Origin of the sequence: Christiangramia fulva (genome assembly GCF_003024155.1) — a bacterium.
Taxonomy (GTDB): Bacteria; Bacteroidota; Bacteroidia; order Flavobacteriales; family Flavobacteriaceae; genus Christiangramia; species Christiangramia fulva.
Genome location: NZ_CP028136.1, coordinates 295206 through 313665 on the forward strand (window position 1 = coordinate 295206; position 18460 = coordinate 313665).

20 protein-coding genes are annotated in these 18460 nt (G+C 39.5%); 16 read left to right on the forward strand and 4 right to left on the reverse strand.

Going from position 1 to position 18460, the window contains the following annotated elements:
* Positions 1-2 precede the first annotated feature (2 nt).
* Positions 3-1754 carry a M14 family metallopeptidase gene (locus C7S20_RS01415; protein WP_107010809.1) on the forward strand — a complete coding sequence of 584 codons (1752 nt, stop codon included), beginning with the start codon at positions 3-5 and terminating at the stop codon, positions 1752-1754.
* On the opposite strand, the gene C7S20_RS01420 is transcribed toward C7S20_RS01415, so the two are convergent.
* Positions 1722-2345, reverse strand: a complete 624-nt coding sequence (locus tag C7S20_RS01420) for an NUDIX hydrolase (protein ID WP_107010810.1) — start codon at positions 2343-2345, stop codon at positions 1722-1724. The two genes, C7S20_RS01415 and C7S20_RS01420, sit on opposite strands and share 33 nt — an antisense overlap.
* Before the next feature lie 8 nt (positions 2346-2353).
* On the opposite strand from C7S20_RS01420, the gene pyrE reads away from it, so the two are divergent.
* Positions 2354-3001, forward strand: a complete 648-nt coding sequence (gene pyrE / locus C7S20_RS01425) for an orotate phosphoribosyltransferase (RefSeq protein WP_107010811.1) — start codon at positions 2354-2356, stop codon at positions 2999-3001.
* Positions 2998-3390, forward strand: a complete 393-nt coding sequence (locus C7S20_RS01430) for an orotate phosphoribosyltransferase (protein ID WP_107014053.1) — start codon at positions 2998-3000, stop codon at positions 3388-3390. The genes pyrE and C7S20_RS01430 overlap by 4 nt, the downstream gene beginning before the upstream one ends.
* Positions 3391-3436: 46 nt before the next feature.
* On the opposite strand, the gene C7S20_RS01435 is transcribed toward C7S20_RS01430, so the two are convergent.
* Positions 3437-4168, reverse strand: a complete 732-nt coding sequence (locus C7S20_RS01435; protein WP_107010812.1) for a biotin--[acetyl-CoA-carboxylase] ligase — start codon at positions 4166-4168, stop codon at positions 3437-3439.
* A 93-nt stretch (positions 4169-4261) separates the two neighbouring features.
* Here C7S20_RS01435 and rsfS point away from each other — a divergent pair, with 93 nt between their 5' ends.
* The 6 genes from rsfS to C7S20_RS01465 all read left to right on the forward strand — a co-directional run bounded on the left by rsfS (position 4262) and on the right by C7S20_RS01465 (position 9149).
* Complete coding sequence (rsfS, locus tag C7S20_RS01440; RefSeq protein WP_107010813.1) at positions 4262-4633, forward strand: ribosome silencing factor; 372 nt, start codon at positions 4262-4264, stop codon at positions 4631-4633.
* 24 nt (positions 4634-4657) lie between these two features.
* Positions 4658-6721 carry an ATP-dependent zinc metalloprotease FtsH gene (gene ftsH / locus C7S20_RS01445; protein WP_107010814.1) on the forward strand — a complete coding sequence of 688 codons (2064 nt, stop codon included), beginning with the start codon at positions 4658-4660 and terminating at the stop codon, positions 6719-6721.
* 83 nt (positions 6722-6804) lie between these two features.
* The gene (locus C7S20_RS01450) at positions 6805-7416 is read left to right on the forward strand and encodes an LUD domain-containing protein (RefSeq protein ID WP_107010815.1); all 612 of its coding nucleotides are present in this window, start codon (positions 6805-6807) and stop codon (positions 7414-7416) included.
* Position 7417: 1 nt separating this feature from the next.
* Positions 7418-8221, forward strand: coding sequence for a phosphatidate cytidylyltransferase (locus C7S20_RS01455; RefSeq protein WP_107010816.1), 804 nt, complete (start codon positions 7418-7420; stop codon positions 8219-8221).
* Entirely contained in the window at positions 8211-8867 is a 657-nt protein-coding gene (locus C7S20_RS01460) for a phosphatidylserine decarboxylase family protein (protein ID WP_107010817.1), read from the forward strand. Before C7S20_RS01455 ends, C7S20_RS01460 begins: the two co-directional genes overlap by 11 nt.
* Positions 8868-8873: 6 nt before the next feature.
* Positions 8874-9149 (forward strand): acyl-CoA-binding protein, encoded by a 276-nt coding sequence (locus C7S20_RS01465; RefSeq protein WP_107010818.1) that lies wholly within the window; start codon positions 8874-8876, stop codon positions 9147-9149.
* 124 nt (positions 9150-9273) lie between these two features.
* On the opposite strand, the gene C7S20_RS01470 is transcribed toward C7S20_RS01465, so the two are convergent.
* Complete coding sequence (locus C7S20_RS01470; protein WP_107010819.1) at positions 9274-11904, reverse strand: valine--tRNA ligase; 2631 nt, start codon at positions 11902-11904, stop codon at positions 9274-9276.
* Between the two features lie 125 nt (positions 11905-12029).
* On the opposite strand from C7S20_RS01470, the gene C7S20_RS01475 reads away from it, so the two are divergent.
* From C7S20_RS01475 to murB, 3 genes are all read left to right on the forward strand, one after another.
* Positions 12030-12416, forward strand: coding sequence for a DUF1573 domain-containing protein (locus C7S20_RS01475; RefSeq protein ID WP_107010820.1), 387 nt, complete (start codon positions 12030-12032; stop codon positions 12414-12416).
* 157 nt (positions 12417-12573) lie between these two features.
* Complete coding sequence (locus tag C7S20_RS01480; RefSeq protein WP_107010821.1) at positions 12574-13770, forward strand: pyridoxal phosphate-dependent aminotransferase; 1197 nt, start codon at positions 12574-12576, stop codon at positions 13768-13770.
* Complete coding sequence (gene murB, locus C7S20_RS01485) at positions 13770-14783, forward strand: UDP-N-acetylmuramate dehydrogenase (protein ID WP_107010822.1); 1014 nt, start codon at positions 13770-13772, stop codon at positions 14781-14783. The genes C7S20_RS01480 and murB overlap by 1 nt, the downstream gene beginning before the upstream one ends.
* A gap of 51 nt (positions 14784-14834) precedes the next feature.
* Here murB and C7S20_RS01490 read toward each other — a convergent pair whose 3' ends face one another.
* The gene (locus tag C7S20_RS01490; RefSeq protein ID WP_107010823.1) at positions 14835-15458 is read right to left on the reverse strand and encodes a fasciclin domain-containing protein; all 624 of its coding nucleotides are present in this window, start codon (positions 15456-15458) and stop codon (positions 14835-14837) included.
* Positions 15459-15623: 165 nt separating this feature from the next.
* Here C7S20_RS01490 and C7S20_RS01495 point away from each other — a divergent pair, with 165 nt between their 5' ends.
* The 4 genes from C7S20_RS01495 to lipA all read left to right on the forward strand — a co-directional run bounded on the left by C7S20_RS01495 (position 15624) and on the right by lipA (position 18457).
* Positions 15624-15830: a membrane or secreted protein gene (locus tag C7S20_RS01495; RefSeq protein WP_107010824.1), complete on the forward strand. Its 207-nt coding sequence runs from the start codon at positions 15624-15626 to the stop codon at positions 15828-15830.
* A gap of 5 nt (positions 15831-15835) precedes the next feature.
* The gene (locus C7S20_RS01500) at positions 15836-16939 is read left to right on the forward strand and encodes a glycosyltransferase (protein ID WP_107010825.1); all 1104 of its coding nucleotides are present in this window, start codon (positions 15836-15838) and stop codon (positions 16937-16939) included.
* Complete coding sequence (locus C7S20_RS01505; RefSeq protein WP_107010826.1) at positions 16930-17499, forward strand: RNA polymerase sigma factor; 570 nt, start codon at positions 16930-16932, stop codon at positions 17497-17499. The genes C7S20_RS01500 and C7S20_RS01505 overlap by 10 nt, the downstream gene beginning before the upstream one ends.
* 76 nt (positions 17500-17575) lie before the next feature.
* Positions 17576-18457, forward strand: a complete 882-nt coding sequence (gene lipA / locus C7S20_RS01510) for a lipoyl synthase (RefSeq protein ID WP_107010827.1) — start codon at positions 17576-17578, stop codon at positions 18455-18457.
* The last annotated feature ends 3 nt before the right edge of the window (positions 18458-18460 follow it).

The following is an 18460-nucleotide window of genomic DNA, read 5'->3' on the forward strand; positions in this document are numbered from 1 at the left end:
TTATGAAAAAACTGTGGTTGGTATTGGGGATTGCAATCAGCCTGGTGGCCTGTGATCTCTCCAAATATAAGCTCGTAAAGGAATATGATTTTGAAACTCAATTCGAGAAATCGGGAGGTACCGAAACCGCCACTTACGAAGAAACCATTGCTTTTTATAAGCAGCTGGCAGATGCCTATCCAACTATAACACTTGAAGAAATTGGAGAAACCGACAGCGGGCTTCCTCTTCATCTTGCCATTTATAATCCTACCGGCGAAACTGATCTTAAAAAAATAAAAAAAACGCATAGCATCATGCTTATCAACAACGGGATCCATCCGGGGGAAAGCGATGGGATCGATGCTACCATGATGCTTTTTCGCGATCTTGCCGGCGACTCAATACCTTCTCCTAAAAATGTTTTGATTGCGACCATTCCTATTTATAATGTTGGAGGTGCGCTCAACAGGAATTCCAACACCCGTACCAATCAAAATGGCCCGAAAGAATATGGTTTTAGAGGTAATGCCCGCAACTATGATCTTAATCGCGATTTCAGTAAAGCCGATACCAAAAACACAAAATCTTTTTATAAGATCTTTCACAAACTGGATCCTGATGTTTTTATCGATAATCATGTGAGCAATGGAGCTGATTATCAGTATTCACTTACCCATTTGTTTACGCAACATAATAAAATGGGTGGAAATCTGGGCAAGTACATAGAAAACACCCTGCGTCCTGCTCTTGAAGATTCCTTAAAGAAAAAAAACTGGGATATCACGCCTTATGTGAACGTTTTCAATGAAGTTCCCGAAAAAGGCTTCTCGCAGTTCATGGATTATCCCCGCTATTCAACCGGCTACACCACTCTCTGGAACACTTTGGGAATGATGGTGGAAACCCATATGCTCAAACCTTACAAAAAACGTGTTCTGGGAACTTATGAGTTGATGCGTTCCATGATAAATATCACCGACAATCAATCATCCATTATAAAAGACCTTCGCAATCAGGCACACCGCAAGTATTTAACCGATAGGAATTATCCCATACAGTTTGAAGTGGACAAAGAAAATCCCACCAAACGAGAATTTAAAGGTTATGAAGGGGAACAAATAACCAGTGAAGTCACCGGGAAGAAACGTTTAAAATACAATCGCGACAAGCCTTTCACCAAAGAAATTGAATATTACAATAATTTTAAGCCTACCAAAGAAATTGAAATTCCGCGTGCCTACATCGTGCCTCAGGGATGGTGGCAGGTTATTGAACGCCTTAAATTAAACGATATTCAAATGGAACCGATCGCCCAGGATACGGTAATTAAAGTAGAAGTCTATCATATTGATGACTTTAAAACCAGCGACAAGCCTTTTGAAGGCCATTATCTTCACAGCGACACCAAAGTGACAAAATCGACGAAAAATGTACATTTTAGAAAAGGAGATTATCTTATCACCACTTTCCAGGATGGCGCCAGGTATTTGATAGAAACCTTAGAGCCGGAAGCAGTAGATTCATTCTTTAACTGGAATTTTTTCGACACCATTCTTCAGCAAAAAGAAGGATTTTCACCCTATGTTTTTGAAGATGTCGCCGCACAGCTTTTGGAAGACGATGCCGAACTTAAAAAGGAATTTGAAGAAAAGAAGCGCAAAGATCCCGATTTCAGAAATAACTCGTATGAGCAGCTTGATTGGTTGCACAAACACTCCAAATATTATGAAAAAGCGCATTTACGCTACCCAATCTTTCGCCTCCCCCGTTAAGTATTCTTCCGGAAATAACATTTTAATGTTGGCGTAGGACTTCAAAAGCGCTTTTCGGGTTTTTTTAAAATCTTTCCACTTCACTTTTTTTATGCCCTCGCTTTCTTCCGGAATAAGTTCACCATCATACTCGCTGTACATTTCATACCAGTAGGTTTCCTTTAATCTGAATTTGCCCTTACGCTTAAAAACATGGTAGGTTTTGGTGATGAATTTGGTGATTTTAAGCTCTTTCACACCTGTTTCCTCTTCCACTTCACGTAAGGCACCTTCTTCAAGGCCCTCATTTTTCTCGATTTTACCCTTCGGAAGATCCCAGCGATTATTTCTATAAATAAAAAGAATTTCCTTCTGCGGATTTAACACCATACCTCCGGCGGCAGTAACTACCTTGATCTTCTTAAAAAGGTATCGCAAAAGCTTTTGTTCATCAGGATGATAAAGGTTCACATATCTTAGCTTCCCCTTGATAATTCTCTTGATCACCTTCTTAAGGCGAACTGTTTTTATAGGAAAAGATGTATATTTCTCATCGATTTCTTTTTCGGTTGAGAGAATTATGGGAATATCATTTACAAAAACTTTATACATTTGTAGCTATGATTTTGAATAAGGAAACAGCTAAGAAAACTGCTGAACTTTTATTGCAAATTAAAGCAATAAAATTAGAACCACAAGAACCCTTTACATGGGCCAGTGGCTGGAAATCGCCAATTTACTGCGATAATCGCATCATCCTTTCCTACCCGATGATCCGAAATTACGTACGGGAGCATTTTGCAAAACAAATTGAAGAAAAATACGGTAAACCCGATGTTATTGCTGCTGTGGCAACAGGAGCGATCGGGGTTGGAATGCTGGTAGCCGAGTATTTGAGCCTGCCCTTCATCTACGTGCGACCCGAGCCCAAAGGTCATGGACGAAAAAATCAGATTGAAGGAAATTTGGAAGAAGGCCAGACGGTTGTAGTGGTTGAAGACCTCATTAGTACGGGAAACAGCTCACTTAACGCCGTTAAAGCGCTGAAGGAAGCGGGAGCAAATGTAAAAGGTATGTTTGCCATTTTCACCTACGGATTTAAAACTTCAACTGAAAATTTCAAAAATGCTGAAATTGATCTTTTCACACTTAGTGATTATGATCACCTCATCGAAACAGCGCAAAAAACTAATTATATCAACATAGAAGAAGCAGGGATTTTGCGGAAATGGCGAGAAAATCCTTCCAACTGGAAAGTGAAAGCATGAAATTAGAAAGTCCGAAGGTTAAAACCAGTAAAAGCCAGGAAGAAATGTTCGAATTCCTGACGAACGTTCATAATTATGAACAACTTATGCCTACAAGTAAGGAGAATTTTGAAGCGATCTCTAATGATACTTTTTTGTTTCAGTTAAAAGGAATGCCTGAAATAAGGCTGAAAATTACCGAAACTAAAAAGCCCGAGTTGGTAGTTTTAGGTTCCACTTCAGATAAATTTCCGTTTCACCTGAATATTTTTATTTCAGGATCTGGAGTAAATGAAAGCGAAGTTTTTATGAATTTCGAAGGAAACTTTAATCCTATGATGAGCATGATGATCAAAAAACCGCTTCAGAAATTCATTGACACCCTGAGTGAGAATGCCGCAAAGTTGTAAAAAATAAGATCAGAACTTATTGAAGCCGGGAGAAATTCCGGCTTTTTTAATATAAAAGCTGGATTTCCTTAAGATCGAAAGTCCGAAAAACCGCATCCTCTATTTCCAGATTTAATTTTCCTTCAGTGGTAACGCCGCGAATAATCCCATTGATTCTATCTCCTGAAGGAAGTTCAAAAGCCGAAACCTGGTTGAGACGGAACATATTTTCAGCATATTTTTCAAGTAATTCGGTTTCATCAGCCAATGGCAAATCTTTCAGTTTTTCGTCAATTTTCAATAGTAAAATGTTCAGCAATTCATCGAGATCATATTTTTTTCCGGTAAGGCTAAAGAGAGAACCCGCGGCGGGTAAATCCTTAAAATCCTTCTGATTCACATTGAGCCCAATACCGATGATACTTGCGGCTATACGGCTATTGTTAATAATATTTTCAATAAGAATACCTCCAATTTTCTTTTTGGCTGACAGAATGTCGTTTGGCCATTTTACTTTCAGGTTTGGTATTTTAAAGTCAAAGAGAGTTTCGACTACGACAAGAGAAACCGTTGCACTGAGTAAAAAATTACGCGAAAAATTCAATTTTTCATGGGGATACAAAACACTAAAAGTGAGATTCTCACCGGGTTTTGATAACCAGGCTGAACCTCGCTGGCCCCTACCCCTTGTTTGATGATGGGCCTGAACACAAACAGGTTCTGTACCAGCACCGGGCTCGTAAAACTTCCTTACAAAGGAATTAGTTGAATCAATGGCATTAACTTTGATTATACGCATATGAAATGGAATACTAATGAGGCGTTAAATCTTGTGTTAACAATCTCAAAAAAAGAGCAAAAAATGATAAATTTGCGTAAATAAAAAAATTTAATGGCAAAAAAGGAAAAGAACAGCGATCAACTTATTGCACATATTATAAAAGGGATAGAGGAAGTAAAGGGAAATGACATTGATATCCTGGACCTTAGAGAAATTGAAAATACAGTCTGCGACTATTTTATTATCTGCAACGGAACTTCCAACACACAGGTAAACGCCATAGTAAACTCCATACAAAAAACCGTTAGTAAAAACCTGAAAGACAAACCCTGGCACATTGAAGGTAGCGACAATGCCGAATGGGTTTTGATGGATTATGTAAACGTGGTTGTACATGTTTTCCAGAAACATATCAGGGAATTTTACGATATTGAAAGTCTGTGGGGGGACGCAAAGATAACCTCCATAGAAACCAGTTATTAAAATCTAAATTTTTAGCTTTACAGAATGGCGAATCAGAAACCAAAGAAAAAATTGGATCCCAGAAAACCTAAATTCAGTGCCTACTGGATTTATGCGGCGATCATCATTATATTTTTAGGCATTAATTTCTTCGGAGGGGGTGGCTTTTCAGAGCCTGCCAAAACAAATCCTGCCGAGTTCAAAGAAATGTTGAAAAATGGTGATGTCAAGAAAGTGGAGATCATCAATAAAAATCAGGCTAAGGTATATCTTACCGAAGAAGCCAAACAAAAAGAAGTTCATAAGAAAAATATTAGTCCGGAGCTGTTTCCGGCAGGAGACACCCCTGCCTATAGTTTTCAGTTTGGTGATCTTCAGAATTTCGAGAATGACATTAATGAAATAAAGAAGGAAAATAATTTAGACACCGTTGTTACCTACGACACATCCAGTGATGTGCTGGGAGAATTGTTTTGGGCACTTCTCCCCTTTTTACTGATTATTGGTGTGTGGATATTTATTATGCGGAAAATGAGCTCGGGAGCCGGTGGAGGCGCAGGCGGTCAGATTTTCAATATCGGAAAATCCAAAGCCAAACTTTTTGACCAGAACACCGATGTGAAAACTTCTTTTAAAGATGTTGCCGGACTTGAAGGCGCCAAGGAAGAAGTGCAGGAAATTGTAGATTTCCTGAAACAGCCCGAAAAGTATACGGCCCTTGGTGGTAAAATTCCGAAGGGAGCATTACTTGTAGGCCCTCCAGGAACAGGAAAAACTTTATTGGCAAAAGCCGTTGCAGGTGAAGCCAAAGTACCTTTTTTCTCACTTTCAGGTTCAGATTTCGTGGAAATGTTCGTGGGTGTAGGTGCTTCAAGAGTGCGTGATCTTTTTAAACAAGCCAAAGAAAAATCACCTTCCATCATATTTATCGATGAGATCGATGCTATTGGTAGAGCGCGTGGGAAAAGTAATTTTTCAGGATCGAATGACGAACGTGAGAACACCCTGAACCAGCTTTTAACCGAAATGGATGGTTTTGGCACTAATACAAATGTGATTGTTGTCGCAGCGACCAACCGTGCCGACGTGCTGGATAAAGCATTGATGCGTGCCGGGCGTTTTGACCGTCAGATCTATGTTGACCTGCCCGATCTAAGAGAAAGAAAAGAAATATTTGAAGTTCACCTGAAGCCACTGAAAAAAGTCTCTGACGAGCTTGACATTGAATTTTTAGCAAAACAAACACCCGGATTCTCAGGAGCTGATATCGCTAATGTTTGTAACGAAGCAGCTTTGATAGCGGCAAGAAAAGGAAATAAGGCAGTGGGAAAACAAGATTTTCTCGATGCTGTAGACCGAATTGTTGGCGGTCTTGAGAAGAAAAATAAGATCATTACCCCTGAAGAGAAAAAGGCGATCGCCTTCCATGAAGCCGGCCACGCTACTGTAAGTTGGATGCTTGAACATGCTGCTCCACTGGTGAAAGTGACCATCGTTCCCCGCGGACAGTCGCTGGGTGCTGCCTGGTACCTGCCGGAAGAGCGATTAATCGTAAGGCCTGAACAAATGCTGGATGAAATGTGTGCTGCCCTGGGTGGTCGTGCTGCTGAAAAGGTCATTTTCAATAAGATTTCAACAGGAGCACTTAGCGACCTTGAAAAAGTCACCAAGCAGGCTCGTGCCATGGTGACCATTTATGGATTGAATGATGCCGTAGGAAACCTGACATATTACGATTCCAGCGGACAAAGCGAATATAATTTCACCAAACCTTATAGTGAAAAGACTTCAGAACTTATAGATAAAGAAATTTCAAATCTTATAGAAAGTCAGTATCAACGAGCGGTTGACCTTCTTTCTCATAATAAAGATAAGCTTACGCAATTAGCTGAAATTCTTCTGGACAAAGAAGTAATCTTCAAAGATGACCTTGAAAAGATCTTCGGAAAACGTCCTTTTGACGAAGAAAAAGAAGAAGGAAAACCACTGAAGGAGAAAAATAAGCTGAAAGATGCTGAGGCTTCCAAAAATGGCAAAGAAGTTAAATCTTCAAAAGATAAAGACAGTGAAGATGAAGAAGTAACCGAAAACGATTCGGTTAATAAATAGTGTAGAAATCATTTTAAAAAATCTCAAATTCAACATTCGTTAATTTGAGATTTTTTAAATTTGGTAAAATGACATAAGACTCTATGAATCTATTCAAGAGGTTTCTTAATCCGAAGTCCAAATCAGACGAGGAGAAGGATGTACCTGAAAACGCTGAACGGGGCAAGTATATGCCGGAGGTGAAATTACCTACCGATGAGCGTTTTATGATGAATTTCAAGAACAATGGAGGCAAGTTTTTATATTGTATCGATAACTCGGAAATAAAGGAGGCCTTTGACAATATCCTGATGGAAAATGATTGGTATGAAAAGGAATGTTGCTGCTTCGATAAGAATCTAATCAATAAATTCGACGGTTTCAATCTGAAATTCAACCATTCTGCAAATGCCGAATTTTTTCTTTCTACCTGTGAATTTTTAGTCGCAAATGACGGGAGTATTTTAATTTCTTCCAACCAGATTAAGGAACGCAAATTGCACGATCTTCCTTCCAATTTTGTGATACTTTCCTCTACGAGCCAGCTTATAGATACCATAGGCGAAGGCCTTAGAGGCATCAAATTCAGGAATAGACAGCAAATTCCTTCCAATATCACCACGATCAAAAATTTCGAAACAAAGAAAGAGGGAGATTTTATGAGTTACGGAAGTAGTACAAAAAATCTATATTTGCTGCTACTGGAAGATCTGTAATATGAGGGAAACCATCATTCGTACCGTCTCGGGATTATTGTATACCTCTATTTTGGTGGCCTCAATTCTCTCTTCAGAATTGGTTTTCATCATCCTTTTTTATATTCTCAGTCTGGTATGCCTCATAGAAATGCAGAAGTTACTGCGGTTAAAGAGCTATGCGCTCTATCTTTTACAGGCGATCTTATTTTACCTATTCAGCTTTTTGAAATTCAACCAGGATGCAACCATTTTACTACTTATAATCACCATTTTCGTGAATTTATTTCTGGTAAAAGACCTGATAATTGTAAAAAAAATCCCCGTTTTCGAAAAGAAAAAATATATCATCATTATTTTTTACCTGATTTCCTCGACCATTTTTCTTACCCTAATTCCCACTATTGAAGGGGTTTTTATACCTAATCTGGTAATAGGAATTTTCCTTTTAATCTGGTCCAACGATACTTTTGCTTTTCTGATAGGGAAAAATTTCGGGAAACATAAACTTTACGAAAAAATTTCTCCGAATAAAACTATTGAAGGTTTTCTTGGCGGATTTGTTTTCTGTTGCATCATGGGAGCTATCATCTGGTATTACTCGCGGTTCCTAACATTGCCCATCTGGTTGGGATTGGCGGTAATATTGAGTATTTTTGGAACCTTAGGCGATCTTATCCAGTCAAAATTCAAAAGACAGGCGGGTGTAAAAGACAGTGGAAAATTAATGCCCGGGCACGGCGGATTGTTTGACAGGCTGGATAGTATTATCTTTGCAAGTCCGTTTGTTTACGCATATTTATATTTATTAAACTATGTTTCATAAAGAAGGATATAATATTATGGTGATAACTGCAATCATATTGATTGCAATAAATGTCGTTAGCTATAGTTTAATTAATATATACTGGGTGAAATTTGCTATCGCGGCAGCTTCAGTCATTTTGTTTTTCCTAATTCTTCAGTTTTTTAGGAATCCGAAGAGAGTAACTGAAAAGAATGATGAACATATTATAGCTCCCGTTGATGGGAAAGTGGTTGCCATTGAAGAAGTTTTTGAAAAAGAATATTTTAAAGATAACAGGCTGCAAATCTCCATTTTCATGTCTCCGGTGAACGTACATGTTACAAGACATCCTGTGGGCGGAGAAGTTACCTACAGCAAATATCATCCTGGCCGGTTTCTGGTGGCGTGGCATCCAAAATCGAGTGAGGAAAACGAACGAACAACTGTAGTGGTAAAGAATAATGTTGCCGGGGAGATCATGTACCGGCAAATTGCAGGTGCCATGGCAAAACGTATTGTCAATTATGCTGAAGTAGGCCAACAGGTTGTTCAGGGAAGCGACAGCGGATTTATAAAATTTGGAAGCCGCGTTGACGTGTTTGTACCTGTGGGAACACAGGTAAATGTTGAGATTAACCAAAAAGTAAAAGGAGGGATCAGCGTTATCGCGAATATTCCTTCTTAGAAAATCATGGGAGAAGAGAACAACGAAAAATTTGCAAAGGCCTATGAAATGGCCAGTAATACCAATCAGCAATTTCCACCCGATATTTTACTACACTTTTATGCGCTATATAAAAGAGCTACTGAAAAAAACGGGTTCTACATACCTCCTTCCAGCAATGGGGACCTGCGAGGAGCTTTTAAGATGAATGCCCTTGTGCAGGTTAAGGAACTCTCGAAAGACGAAGCAGAACGGCGTTATATTGAACTGGTGGAAAAACACATCGGAAAAATAGCCGATTAATTTTCACCTGCTCAAAAATTATCAAACTCTTATGCTGATCATCTTTCGGCGTTAAAACCGATAGAATTCATCAGGAGAGAAAACCAACAGCAAATTTTGGTTAATTCCGGTTAAAAATCTAAGATTAATTCAGATTTTTAAGACTTGCCTTCAAAGTCTCAATTTTAGCTTCGGCATCTGCTTTTTTTGCTTTTTCGAGAGCCACAACTTTTTCAGGAGCATTGTTCACAAAACGTTCATTTGAAAGTTTCTTTTCCACAGCCTTCAAAAAGCCCTGAGTGTAATCCAGTTCTTCCTTCAACTTTTGCTTTTCGGCTTCCACATCTACTGCTCCTGTAACAGGAATAAAATATTCATTCGATTTTACACGAAATGATAAAGAGCCTTCCACGGGTATGTTGACGTAATCGATCGCTGAAAGATTGCCCATTTTGGCCACCACCTCATCAAAAACCGAGGAAGAATCCTCATTCTTCAGCACTTTAAGCTCAATTTCGTTCTTATAGGAAATATTCTTTTCTTTCCTAATCTTCCTTATTCCCGCGATTACTTCAGCGGCATTTGAAAAATCTTTTATCAGCTCCTCGTCATAGGCTTCAGAAGAAGGCCATTTTGCAACGATAAGAGCCTCTTCAGGCTTTCTACTGGTAATGCTTTGCCAGATCTCTTCGGTTACAAAAGGCATAAACGGATGAAGGATTTTAAGATTTCCTTCAAGAATTTCGATAACCGTTTTATAGGTAATAGCGTCCACAGGCTCACCATAGCCGGGTTTTACCATTTCAAGGAACCAACTGCAGTAATCATCCCAAACCAGCTTATAAGTGGCCATCAAGGCATCGCTTATCCTGTATTTTGAATAATGATCTTCAATTTCGCTTAAGACTTTTTGAAATTTAGACTGATACCATTTTATGGCAATTTTCGAAGTTTCTGGTTGCTCCAGTTCTTCGGAAATTTCCCAGCCCTTTACCAGCCTGAATGCATTCCATATTTTATTGGCAAAAGCACTCCCCTGTTTGCAAAGATCTTCATCGAACATCAGGTCATTCCCTGCAGGTGAGCTCAGTAACATTCCTACACGAACACCATCGGCACCATACTGGTCTATCAATCCCAGTGGATCGGGCGAATTTCCCAGTGATTTGGACATTTTTCGTCGCTGCTTATCCCTTACGATACCTGTTAAATAAACATTTTTAAAGGGTTTTTCTCCGCGGTATTCATAACCCGCCATGATCATTCTCGCCACCCAGAAGAACAAAATTTCGGGAGCGGTAACCAGATCATTGGTAGGATAATAATATTGAATTTCCCTGTTTTCCGGCTCCAGAATTCCGTTGAAAACGCTTATCGGCCATAGCCATGAAGAAAACCAGGTATCCAGCACATCTTTGTCCTGACGAAGATCTTCTATCTTTAAATTTTCATTTCCGGAAGCTTTTCTGGCTTTTTCAATAGCCTTTTCGGCAGTTTCGGCGACTACATAATCTTCTTTTCCCTCTCCAAAATAATAGGCAGGGATCTGATGCCCCCACCAAAGCTGGCGAGAAATATTCCAGTCACGGACATTTTCCATCCAGTATTTATAGGTATTAAGAAATTTGTCCGGCACCAGATTAATATCTTTTTCCACAACCGCATCGAGAGCGGGTTTGGCCATTTCTTTCATTTTAAGAAACCACTGGTCACTGAGTTTCGGTTCGATCACGGCTCCTGTACGTTCACTGGTACCCACTTTATTCACATGGTCTTCAACTTTATTCAGAAAACCTTTGATCTCAAGTTCCTCCACAATCTCGGCACGAACCGCAGACCGATCTTTTCCTTTATAATGAAGACCGTAATGGTTCAGGGTTCCGTCATCATTAAAAATGTCAATAACCTCAAGATTGTGTTTATCCCCCAGCATTTTATCATTTTCATCATGGGCGGGAGTTACTTTAAGACAACCGGTTCCAAATTCCATATCTACATATTCATCTTCGATGATAGGAATCGTACGGTTACAAATTGGAACAATGGCTTTTTTCCCTCTCAGATGCTTAAACCTATCGTCATCAGGATTTATACAAATGGCGGTATCACCAAGGATCGTCTCCGGTCTGGTGGTAGCAATGGTTAAATAATCATCGCTGCCGTCTATTTTATAATTAAGGTAAAAGAGTTTACCGTTGCGTTCTTCATAATTAACTTCTTCATCGGAAAGGGTTGTTTTCGCCTGTGGATCCCAATTTACCATGCGGTAACCACGATAAATCAGGCCCTTTTCATAAAGATCGACGAAAACTTTAATTACCGACTCAGACATCTTCTCGTCCATCGTGAATTTGGTACGCTCCCAATCGCAGGAAGCACCCAGTTTCTTCAATTGCTGAAGGATAATACCCCCGTGTTTATGGGTCCAATCCCAGGCATGTTGTAGAAATTCATCACGGTCGATCTGTGATTTCTCAATTCCTTCACTTTTTAGTTTGGCTACCACTTTGGCTTCAGTTGCGATCGAAGCGTGGTCTGTTCCCGGAACCCAGCAGGCATTAAAGCCTTTTAACCTGGCGCGGCGAATCAAAACATCCTGAATGGTATTGTTGAGCATATGCCCCATATGCAGTACGCCAGTGACATTGGGAGGCGGAATAACGATGGTATATGGTTCTCTTTCATCAACTTCCGAATGGAAATAGGCATTTTTCATCCAGTACTCGTACCACTTGTCCTCTACGCTTTTTGCATTATATTGTGAAGCAATTGCCATATCTTGGTCTAATTTTTGGAATATTGGCAAAAGTAATTATTAATGGAAGATTATGAAAGTTGCTGAAATGATTAAAATAATAAGTTTTTCAGCTATCTTTATCCTCCTTTAAAAACCTAAAAACCATGAAAAAGTTAATTGCAATCACTGTTTTCGTACTTGCCGGTTTTACTACTGTTCAGGCTCAGAAAACCGCAAAGATTGAATTTAAATCGGAAACAATCGATTACGGAGAAATAAAAAAAGGAAGTGACGGCTTAAGGGTATTCGAATTTACAAATACCGGTGATGCGCCACTCGTTATAGAAGATGTAAAATCCAGCTGCGGCTGTACCGTACCTAAAAAACCTGAGAATCCGGTTTTGCCGGGTGAAACGGGAAAAATTGAGGTAAAATATGATACTAATCGTGTTGGCCCTATAAGAAAAACAGTAACTGTTTATTCAAATGCTGAAGAACCCGTTAAAGCCCTTAAAATAAAGGGAACAGTTATCGATGATTCACAAGGATAAAACTCGGTAACCATAAAAATCCAAAGCCCTTCCAATTCCCGGAAGGGTTTTTTTATTATAAAATTCAGTCCTTGCAGGAATTCCTTCACATTAACTGCGACTAAATATGGATTTAAACCTAATATTTTGCAATTTTGCAATCCATAAAGAATAAGAAATGCCAAAAATATCAAGCAAGGGGCAACAAATGCCTCAATCACCCATAAGAAAATTAGTTCCGTTTGCAGAGGCTGCTGTAGCAAAAGGAAAAAAAATATATCAGTTGAACATCGGCCAGCCCGACATAAAAACTCCTTCCTGCGCACTTGAAGCTGTTAAAAATAACGCTATTGAAGTTCTTTCTTACAGCCATTCGGCAGGATTTGAAAGCTATAGGGAAAAACTGGCTCATTATTATACAAAGACCGGATTACCGGTTGAAAAAGAAGAAATCATTATCACCACAGGTGGTTCTGAAGCTCTTTTATTTGCAATGGGAACCATCACAGATCCCGGGGATGAGGTGATCATCCCGGAACCTTTTTATGCCAATTACAATGGTTTTGCTACTGCTTCAGGGGTGACTATAAAGCCTATTGAATCTACTATCGAAAATAATTTCGCCCTTCCTCCTATCGAAGAATTTGAAAAACTGATCACTGAGAAGACCAGGGCGATCTTAATTTGTAATCCTGGAAATCCAACGGGATATCTTTACACCCGTGAAGAAGTCAAGAAACTTGCCGACCTCGCATTAAAACATGACCTGTTTTTAATTGCTGATGAGGTTTATCGGGAGTTTGCTTATGAAGGTGCCGAACATCATTCGGTATTGAGCATTCCCGAAATTACCGAAAATGCAATTATGATCGATTCTGTTTCCAAACGTTACAGTATGTGCGGCGCGAGAATTGGTTGTATCGTTTCTAAAAATAAAGAAGTGATGGCAACAGCCATGAAATTTGCTCAGGCCAGACTAAGTCCGCCTACCTTTGCGCAAATTGCCAGCGAAGCGGCCCTCGATACTCCCCAGAGTTATTTTGACGAGGTGATAGAGCAGTACACCCTTCGCAGGAACATTCTTGTGGAAGGCCTGCAAAAAATTGAAGGCGTCAAGGTAGCCAAGCCTAAAGGAGCTTTTTATTGTATCGCCCAACTTCCCGTAGATAATGCCGATGATTTTGCACGCTGGCTGCTGGAAACTTATGAAGATAATGGAGAAACCATTATGGTTGCTCCTGCTGCTGGCTTTTACTCTTCTCCCAATACCGGCCTGAATCAGGTTCGTATTGCTTATGTTTTGAAAAAAGAAGACCTGGAACGATCCCTTGAAATTCTGGAAAAGGCCTTAAAAGAATATAACCGCCAGAATTAATGCAGATTCTCCGGAACTTTTCCCTTAAAAATTATAATACCTTCGGAATAGATGTAAAAGCCGACAGGTTTATTTCTGTGGAAAAGATCGAAGAGTTAAAAGCGATATTAAGAAAGACCTATTCTTCTGAAGTTTTTCTGATCGGCGGGGGAAGCAATATTCTCCTTACCGGAGATGTTGATAAATTGGTCATTCATATTAACTTACAGGGAATTGAGGTAATTTCAGAAGACGAAAATGAAGTCCTGGTCAAGGCCATGGCCGGTGAAAACTGGCATCAATTTGTTTTATGGACCCTGGATCACGGTTTCGGCGGATTACAAAATCTCTCCCTGATCCCCGGAAATGTAGGAACCGCACCTATTCAGAATATTGGCGCCTATGGCGTGGAATTGAAAGATAACTTTGTTAGGTGCAGCGGCCTTCATATTCAAACCCTTCAGGAAAAAAACTTTGAATTAGACGATTGCAATTTTGGCTATCGCAATTCAGTTTTTAAAAATGAACTCAAAGGGCAGTACATTTTAACTTCGGTAACTTTTAAACTATCCAAAAAGGATCATCAGTTAAGCACTGAATATGGTGCCATAAAAACCGAATTGCAAAAAGAAAACATTAGCGATCCCACAATAAAAGACATTTCCAATGCCGTAATAAAGATCAGAGAGTCAAAACTACCTGATCCGCGAAAATTGGGGAACAGTGGTAGTTTTTTTAAAAATCCGGTAATTTCTTTGGAAAATTTCCGGAAACTTCAGGAAGGATTTCCAGATATTCCTTCTTATACGGTTTCTGAAAATGAGGTTAAAATTCCGGCGGGCTGGCTTATCGAACAAAGCGGCTTAAAAGGCTACAAAAAAGGAAATGTGGGAGTGCATGAAAAGCAGGCCCTGGTCCTGGTAAATTATGGAAATGCTTCAGGGGAAGAAATTCTTGAACTTTCGAAATTAGTGCAGGACAGCGTCAAAGAAAAATTTGGAATTCAACTGGAAGCTGAAGTCAATATCATATAAAAAAAGCGGAAATCTTTGAAGATTTCCGCTTATAAGATCAGATTAATGGGACTATAAAGCCGTCTCTTCCTCCCCTTTAAACTGAAGGACACCATCTATAAGATGGATTACTCCGTTAGATGCCTTAATATCTGGTTTTACAATAGTAGCTTTATTCCCTTTTTCATCGATCAATACTATTTTATCCCCGTCAAGAGTGGCGGTAATTACTCCAAGTTCATCCATCGAACTCAATTCGAATTCACCGTCATTGTCCCTGATCTCATTCTTAAGTTCTTCATAGCTTAGGTCTTCTTCAATTAAATGATATTGAAGTAAATTTGCCAAATCTTCTCTATGTTCCGGCAGCATTAGCGTGTCTAAGGTTGCCTTATTCATCTCGCTTATGGCAGAGTTAGTGGGCGCAAAGAAGGTAAACGGACCCTTCCCCACCCGCAGAAGTTCATCCATTTGAGCGGTTTCTATAAGTCCGTGAAGTTTCCTAAGCGAATCAATAGTACTAAGCTTGGTATCGATATTATTAGCTTCACTTTCCAGCTTCTGTTGTTGCATTTCAAGCTCAGTTTGACGCTGAGCTTCTATTTCCTCATTATTTTTTGCTTCATTGTTGTTCTTACAGGCAGTAAATGCGAGTATTCCGCAAAAAAATACGGCCATTAACATCTTCGCTTTCATAACGTCTTTTTTTAAATTATATACTATTAAGTTATTGTGATAAAACCTCTTATAATAATGTTAGCCTCTAAATTTTAGTTAAAGTGTGTAAAGGTTTTACAAAGAATCCGTCTTATTTTCTGAAACCCTCTTTTATTGTTATTTTTGTACTACTAAAATTTAGACATGAAATTACTTATTTTAAGTATCATATTACTAGGGCTTGCATTCGCAGGTATAGCCATTAAGATCTGGGGAAAAAAAGACGGAAAATTTGCCGGTACCTGTGCCAGCCAGAACCCTCACCTGAATAAAAACGGCGAAGCCTGCAGCTACTGCGGAAAAATGCCGGAAGAAATGGGAAATTGCTCCGATACTGCTAAGGCCAGTTAAAATACATGGGGACAATTTTACTGGGATTTTTCCTATTCATAGTTTTAATAAACCTCCTTTATTTCTTCGGATTTTTCGCTTTTGCGACCGCCGGAATAAAGAATAAATTACATCCCGGTAAAGCGGTTTCGGTAATTATCTGCGCCAAAAACGAAGCTGAAAACCTGCGGAATTTTCTTCCTTCCATCCTGGAACAGGAATATTCGCAATTTGAAGTAATTGTTATAAACGATGCTTCAACCGATGAAACCCTTGAGGTGATAGAGGAATTCCAGGCGATCGATCCCAGAGTGAAATGCGTTAATGTTGAAAATAATGAGGCTTTCTGGGCGAATAAAAAGTATGCGCTTACCCTTGGAATTAAAAAAGCCCGGAATAATTTTCTTTTGTTTACCGATGCCGATTGTGCTCCCCAATCGAAGAACTGGATTTCAAAGATGTCTCAGCACTTTCAGCCCGGTATCAGTATTGTTCTTGGTTATGGCGGTTATTTTAAACATACAGGTTCCCTGTTAAATAAACTTATTCGCTTTGAAACCCTGCTCACCGCTATTCAGTATTTCTCTTATGCCCGTCTTGGTTCGCCTTATATGGGAGTAGGAAGAAATCTCGCCTACACATCTCAATTATTTTATGATTTAAAAGGATTTGCCAGTCATTTACATTTGCGCTCCGGCGACGATGATCTTTTTATAAACGAAGCGGCAACTTCTGAAAATACAGCGATTTCTTTTGAAATAGACAGCCAGACCCGAAGCGTACCTAAAAACAGTTTTTTGGAATGGTTTAAGCAGAAAAAAAGACATGTTTCCGTCGCGGGTAATTATAAATTCAAACACCGTTTCCTTCTTGGATTGTTTTACGCTTCCCGACTGCTATTTTGGGTTCTCTTCACCACCCTCCTCATTTTAAGAATATTTCCTGAAGTTGTTTTAGCCGCCCTGGGAATTAAACTTCTGCTAGAGGCTTTCGTTTATGTAAAATCGGCTAAAAAGCTTGACGAACTTGATGTGGTATGGCTTTTTCCGTTACTCGATTTGTTTTTAATCTTCCTGCAATTAGCTATCTTTATATCTAACCTCATTTCAAAACCAAAGCATTGGAAATAAATTCCGGCAAAGAGCTTCAGAAAATCAGAGAAGCTAAAGAGGGCAGCCAGGCCGCTTTTAATTATCTCCTGAACAAATACTGGAATGATGTGTACGGCTATCAGCTAAAGCATTTAAAAAACGAATATGAAGCTGAAGATATCACCATTCAGACTTTTTCAAAAGCTTTTGACAAGATAGATACTTTTGATGAAAATTACGCCTTCAGCACCTGGCTGGTCGCTATTTCCAAGAATATACATATCGATCAACTAAGAAAGAAAAAAGCATCAATCCGGTCTGAAACAATGATGCAGGATGAAGAAAGAGTCTACAATATCGCCGACGAAACTCCCACCATTGAAGACAAGCTCATAAAAGAACAACATCTGGAACAATTATTGGCCGATATCAAACAGCTGAAGCCTCATTACCAGGAAGTGATCAATCTGAGGTTCTTTCAGGAAAAATCTTATAAAGAAATCGCTAAAAGCCTGGAAGAACCAATGAATAATGTGAAAGTTAAACTACTGCGCGCCAAAAAGTTATTGGCAGAGATTATAGAGTCTCGTAATTCGTAGTAAGAATTGCGATCACATGCTGTCTAATTTATGAAGTTTAGCTTATTATTGTATCTTTGAAACATAGAATTTTGCTATGAATACAGACGTTGCGACGCTAGAAGAAAAAACTCAAAGAAAGCCAAAACCCAAATGGCTTCGGGTGAAATTGCCCACCGGAAAAAAATACACCGAATTACGTAGCCTTGTTGACAAGTACGATCTGCATACCATTTGTACTTCCGGCAGCTGCCCGAATATGGGAGAATGCTGGGGCGAAGGTACCGCTACTTTTATGATATTGGGAAATATTTGCACACGCTCCTGCGGGTTTTGTGGTGTAAAGACCGGAAGGCCTGAAACCGTTGAATGGGATGAGCCAGAAAAAGTGGCGCGTTCCATCAAACTTATGAAAATCAAGCATGCCGTGATCACCAGCGTAGATCGTGATGATTTAAAAGATATGGGTTCAATTATCTGGGCTGAAACCGTAAAAGCCATACGCCGAATGAACCCGGAAACTACCCTGGAAACCCTGATTCCCGATTTTCAGGGCAATGAGCGCAATTTAGATCGTATCGTGGAAGTTGCTCCCGAAGTAGTTTCACACAATATGGAAACCGTAAAACGGCTAACCCGCGAAGTGCGAATACAGGCAAAATATGAGCGCAGTCTTGAGGTATTGAAATACCTGAAAAAGAGCGGTATTAACCGTACCAAATCTGGAATCATGCTTGGTTTGGGAGAACAGGAAGATGAAGTGATTCAAACGCTGCAGGACCTGAGCGAAGCGGGAGTAGATGTTGTAACAATAGGCCAGTATCTTCAGCCTAGCAAAAAACATTTGCCCGTAAAACAGTTTATCACACCCGATCAGTTTAAAAAATACGAAGAGATCGGGCTCGAAATGGGCTTCCGCCATGTGGAAAGCAGTGCTTTGGTACGCTCCTCATATAAAGCTCAGAAACATATTAACTAAAGA

What these genes read in the sequence shown, in the direction of transcription:
- C7S20_RS01415 (WP_107010809.1), top strand. Translation starts at nt 3, where the DNA reads ATGAAAAAACTGTGGTTGGTATTGGGGATTGCAATCAGCCTGGTGGCC.
- C7S20_RS01455 (WP_107010816.1), top strand. Translation starts at nt 7,418, where the DNA reads ATGAGGGAAACCATCATTCGTACCGTCTCGGGATTATTGTATACCTCT.
- C7S20_RS01500 (WP_107010825.1), top strand. Translation starts at nt 15,836, where the DNA reads ATGGGGACAATTTTACTGGGATTTTTCCTATTCATAGTTTTAATAAAC.
- rsfS (WP_107010813.1), top strand. Translation starts at nt 4,262, where the DNA reads ATGGCAAAAAAGGAAAAGAACAGCGATCAACTTATTGCACATATTATA.
- C7S20_RS01495 (WP_107010824.1), top strand. Translation starts at nt 15,624, where the DNA reads ATGAAATTACTTATTTTAAGTATCATATTACTAGGGCTTGCATTCGCA.
- murB (WP_107010822.1), top strand. Translation starts at nt 13,770, where the DNA reads ATGCAGATTCTCCGGAACTTTTCCCTTAAAAATTATAATACCTTCGGA.
- C7S20_RS01490 (WP_107010823.1), bottom strand. Translation starts at nt 15,458, where the DNA reads ATGAAAGCGAAGATGTTAATGGCCGTATTTTTTTGCGGAATACTCGCA.
- C7S20_RS01460 (WP_107010817.1), top strand. Translation starts at nt 8,211, where the DNA reads ATGTTTCATAAAGAAGGATATAATATTATGGTGATAACTGCAATCATA.
- pyrE (WP_107010811.1), top strand. Translation starts at nt 2,354, where the DNA reads ATGATTTTGAATAAGGAAACAGCTAAGAAAACTGCTGAACTTTTATTG.
- C7S20_RS01420 (WP_107010810.1), bottom strand. Translation starts at nt 2,345, where the DNA reads ATGTATAAAGTTTTTGTAAATGATATTCCCATAATTCTCTCAACCGAA.
- lipA (WP_107010827.1), top strand. Translation starts at nt 17,576, where the DNA reads ATGAATACAGACGTTGCGACGCTAGAAGAAAAAACTCAAAGAAAGCCA.
- C7S20_RS01435 (WP_107010812.1), bottom strand. Translation starts at nt 4,168, where the DNA reads ATGCGTATAATCAAAGTTAATGCCATTGATTCAACTAATTCCTTTGTA.
- C7S20_RS01430 (WP_107014053.1), top strand. Translation starts at nt 2,998, where the DNA reads ATGAAATTAGAAAGTCCGAAGGTTAAAACCAGTAAAAGCCAGGAAGAA.
- C7S20_RS01450 (WP_107010815.1), top strand. Translation starts at nt 6,805, where the DNA reads ATGAATCTATTCAAGAGGTTTCTTAATCCGAAGTCCAAATCAGACGAG.
- C7S20_RS01470 (WP_107010819.1), bottom strand. Translation starts at nt 11,904, where the DNA reads ATGGCAATTGCTTCACAATATAATGCAAAAAGCGTAGAGGACAAGTGG.
- ftsH (WP_107010814.1), top strand. Translation starts at nt 4,658, where the DNA reads ATGGCGAATCAGAAACCAAAGAAAAAATTGGATCCCAGAAAACCTAAA.
- C7S20_RS01475 (WP_107010820.1), top strand. Translation starts at nt 12,030, where the DNA reads ATGAAAAAGTTAATTGCAATCACTGTTTTCGTACTTGCCGGTTTTACT.
- C7S20_RS01465 (WP_107010818.1), top strand. Translation starts at nt 8,874, where the DNA reads ATGGGAGAAGAGAACAACGAAAAATTTGCAAAGGCCTATGAAATGGCC.
- C7S20_RS01480 (WP_107010821.1), top strand. Translation starts at nt 12,574, where the DNA reads ATGCCAAAAATATCAAGCAAGGGGCAACAAATGCCTCAATCACCCATA.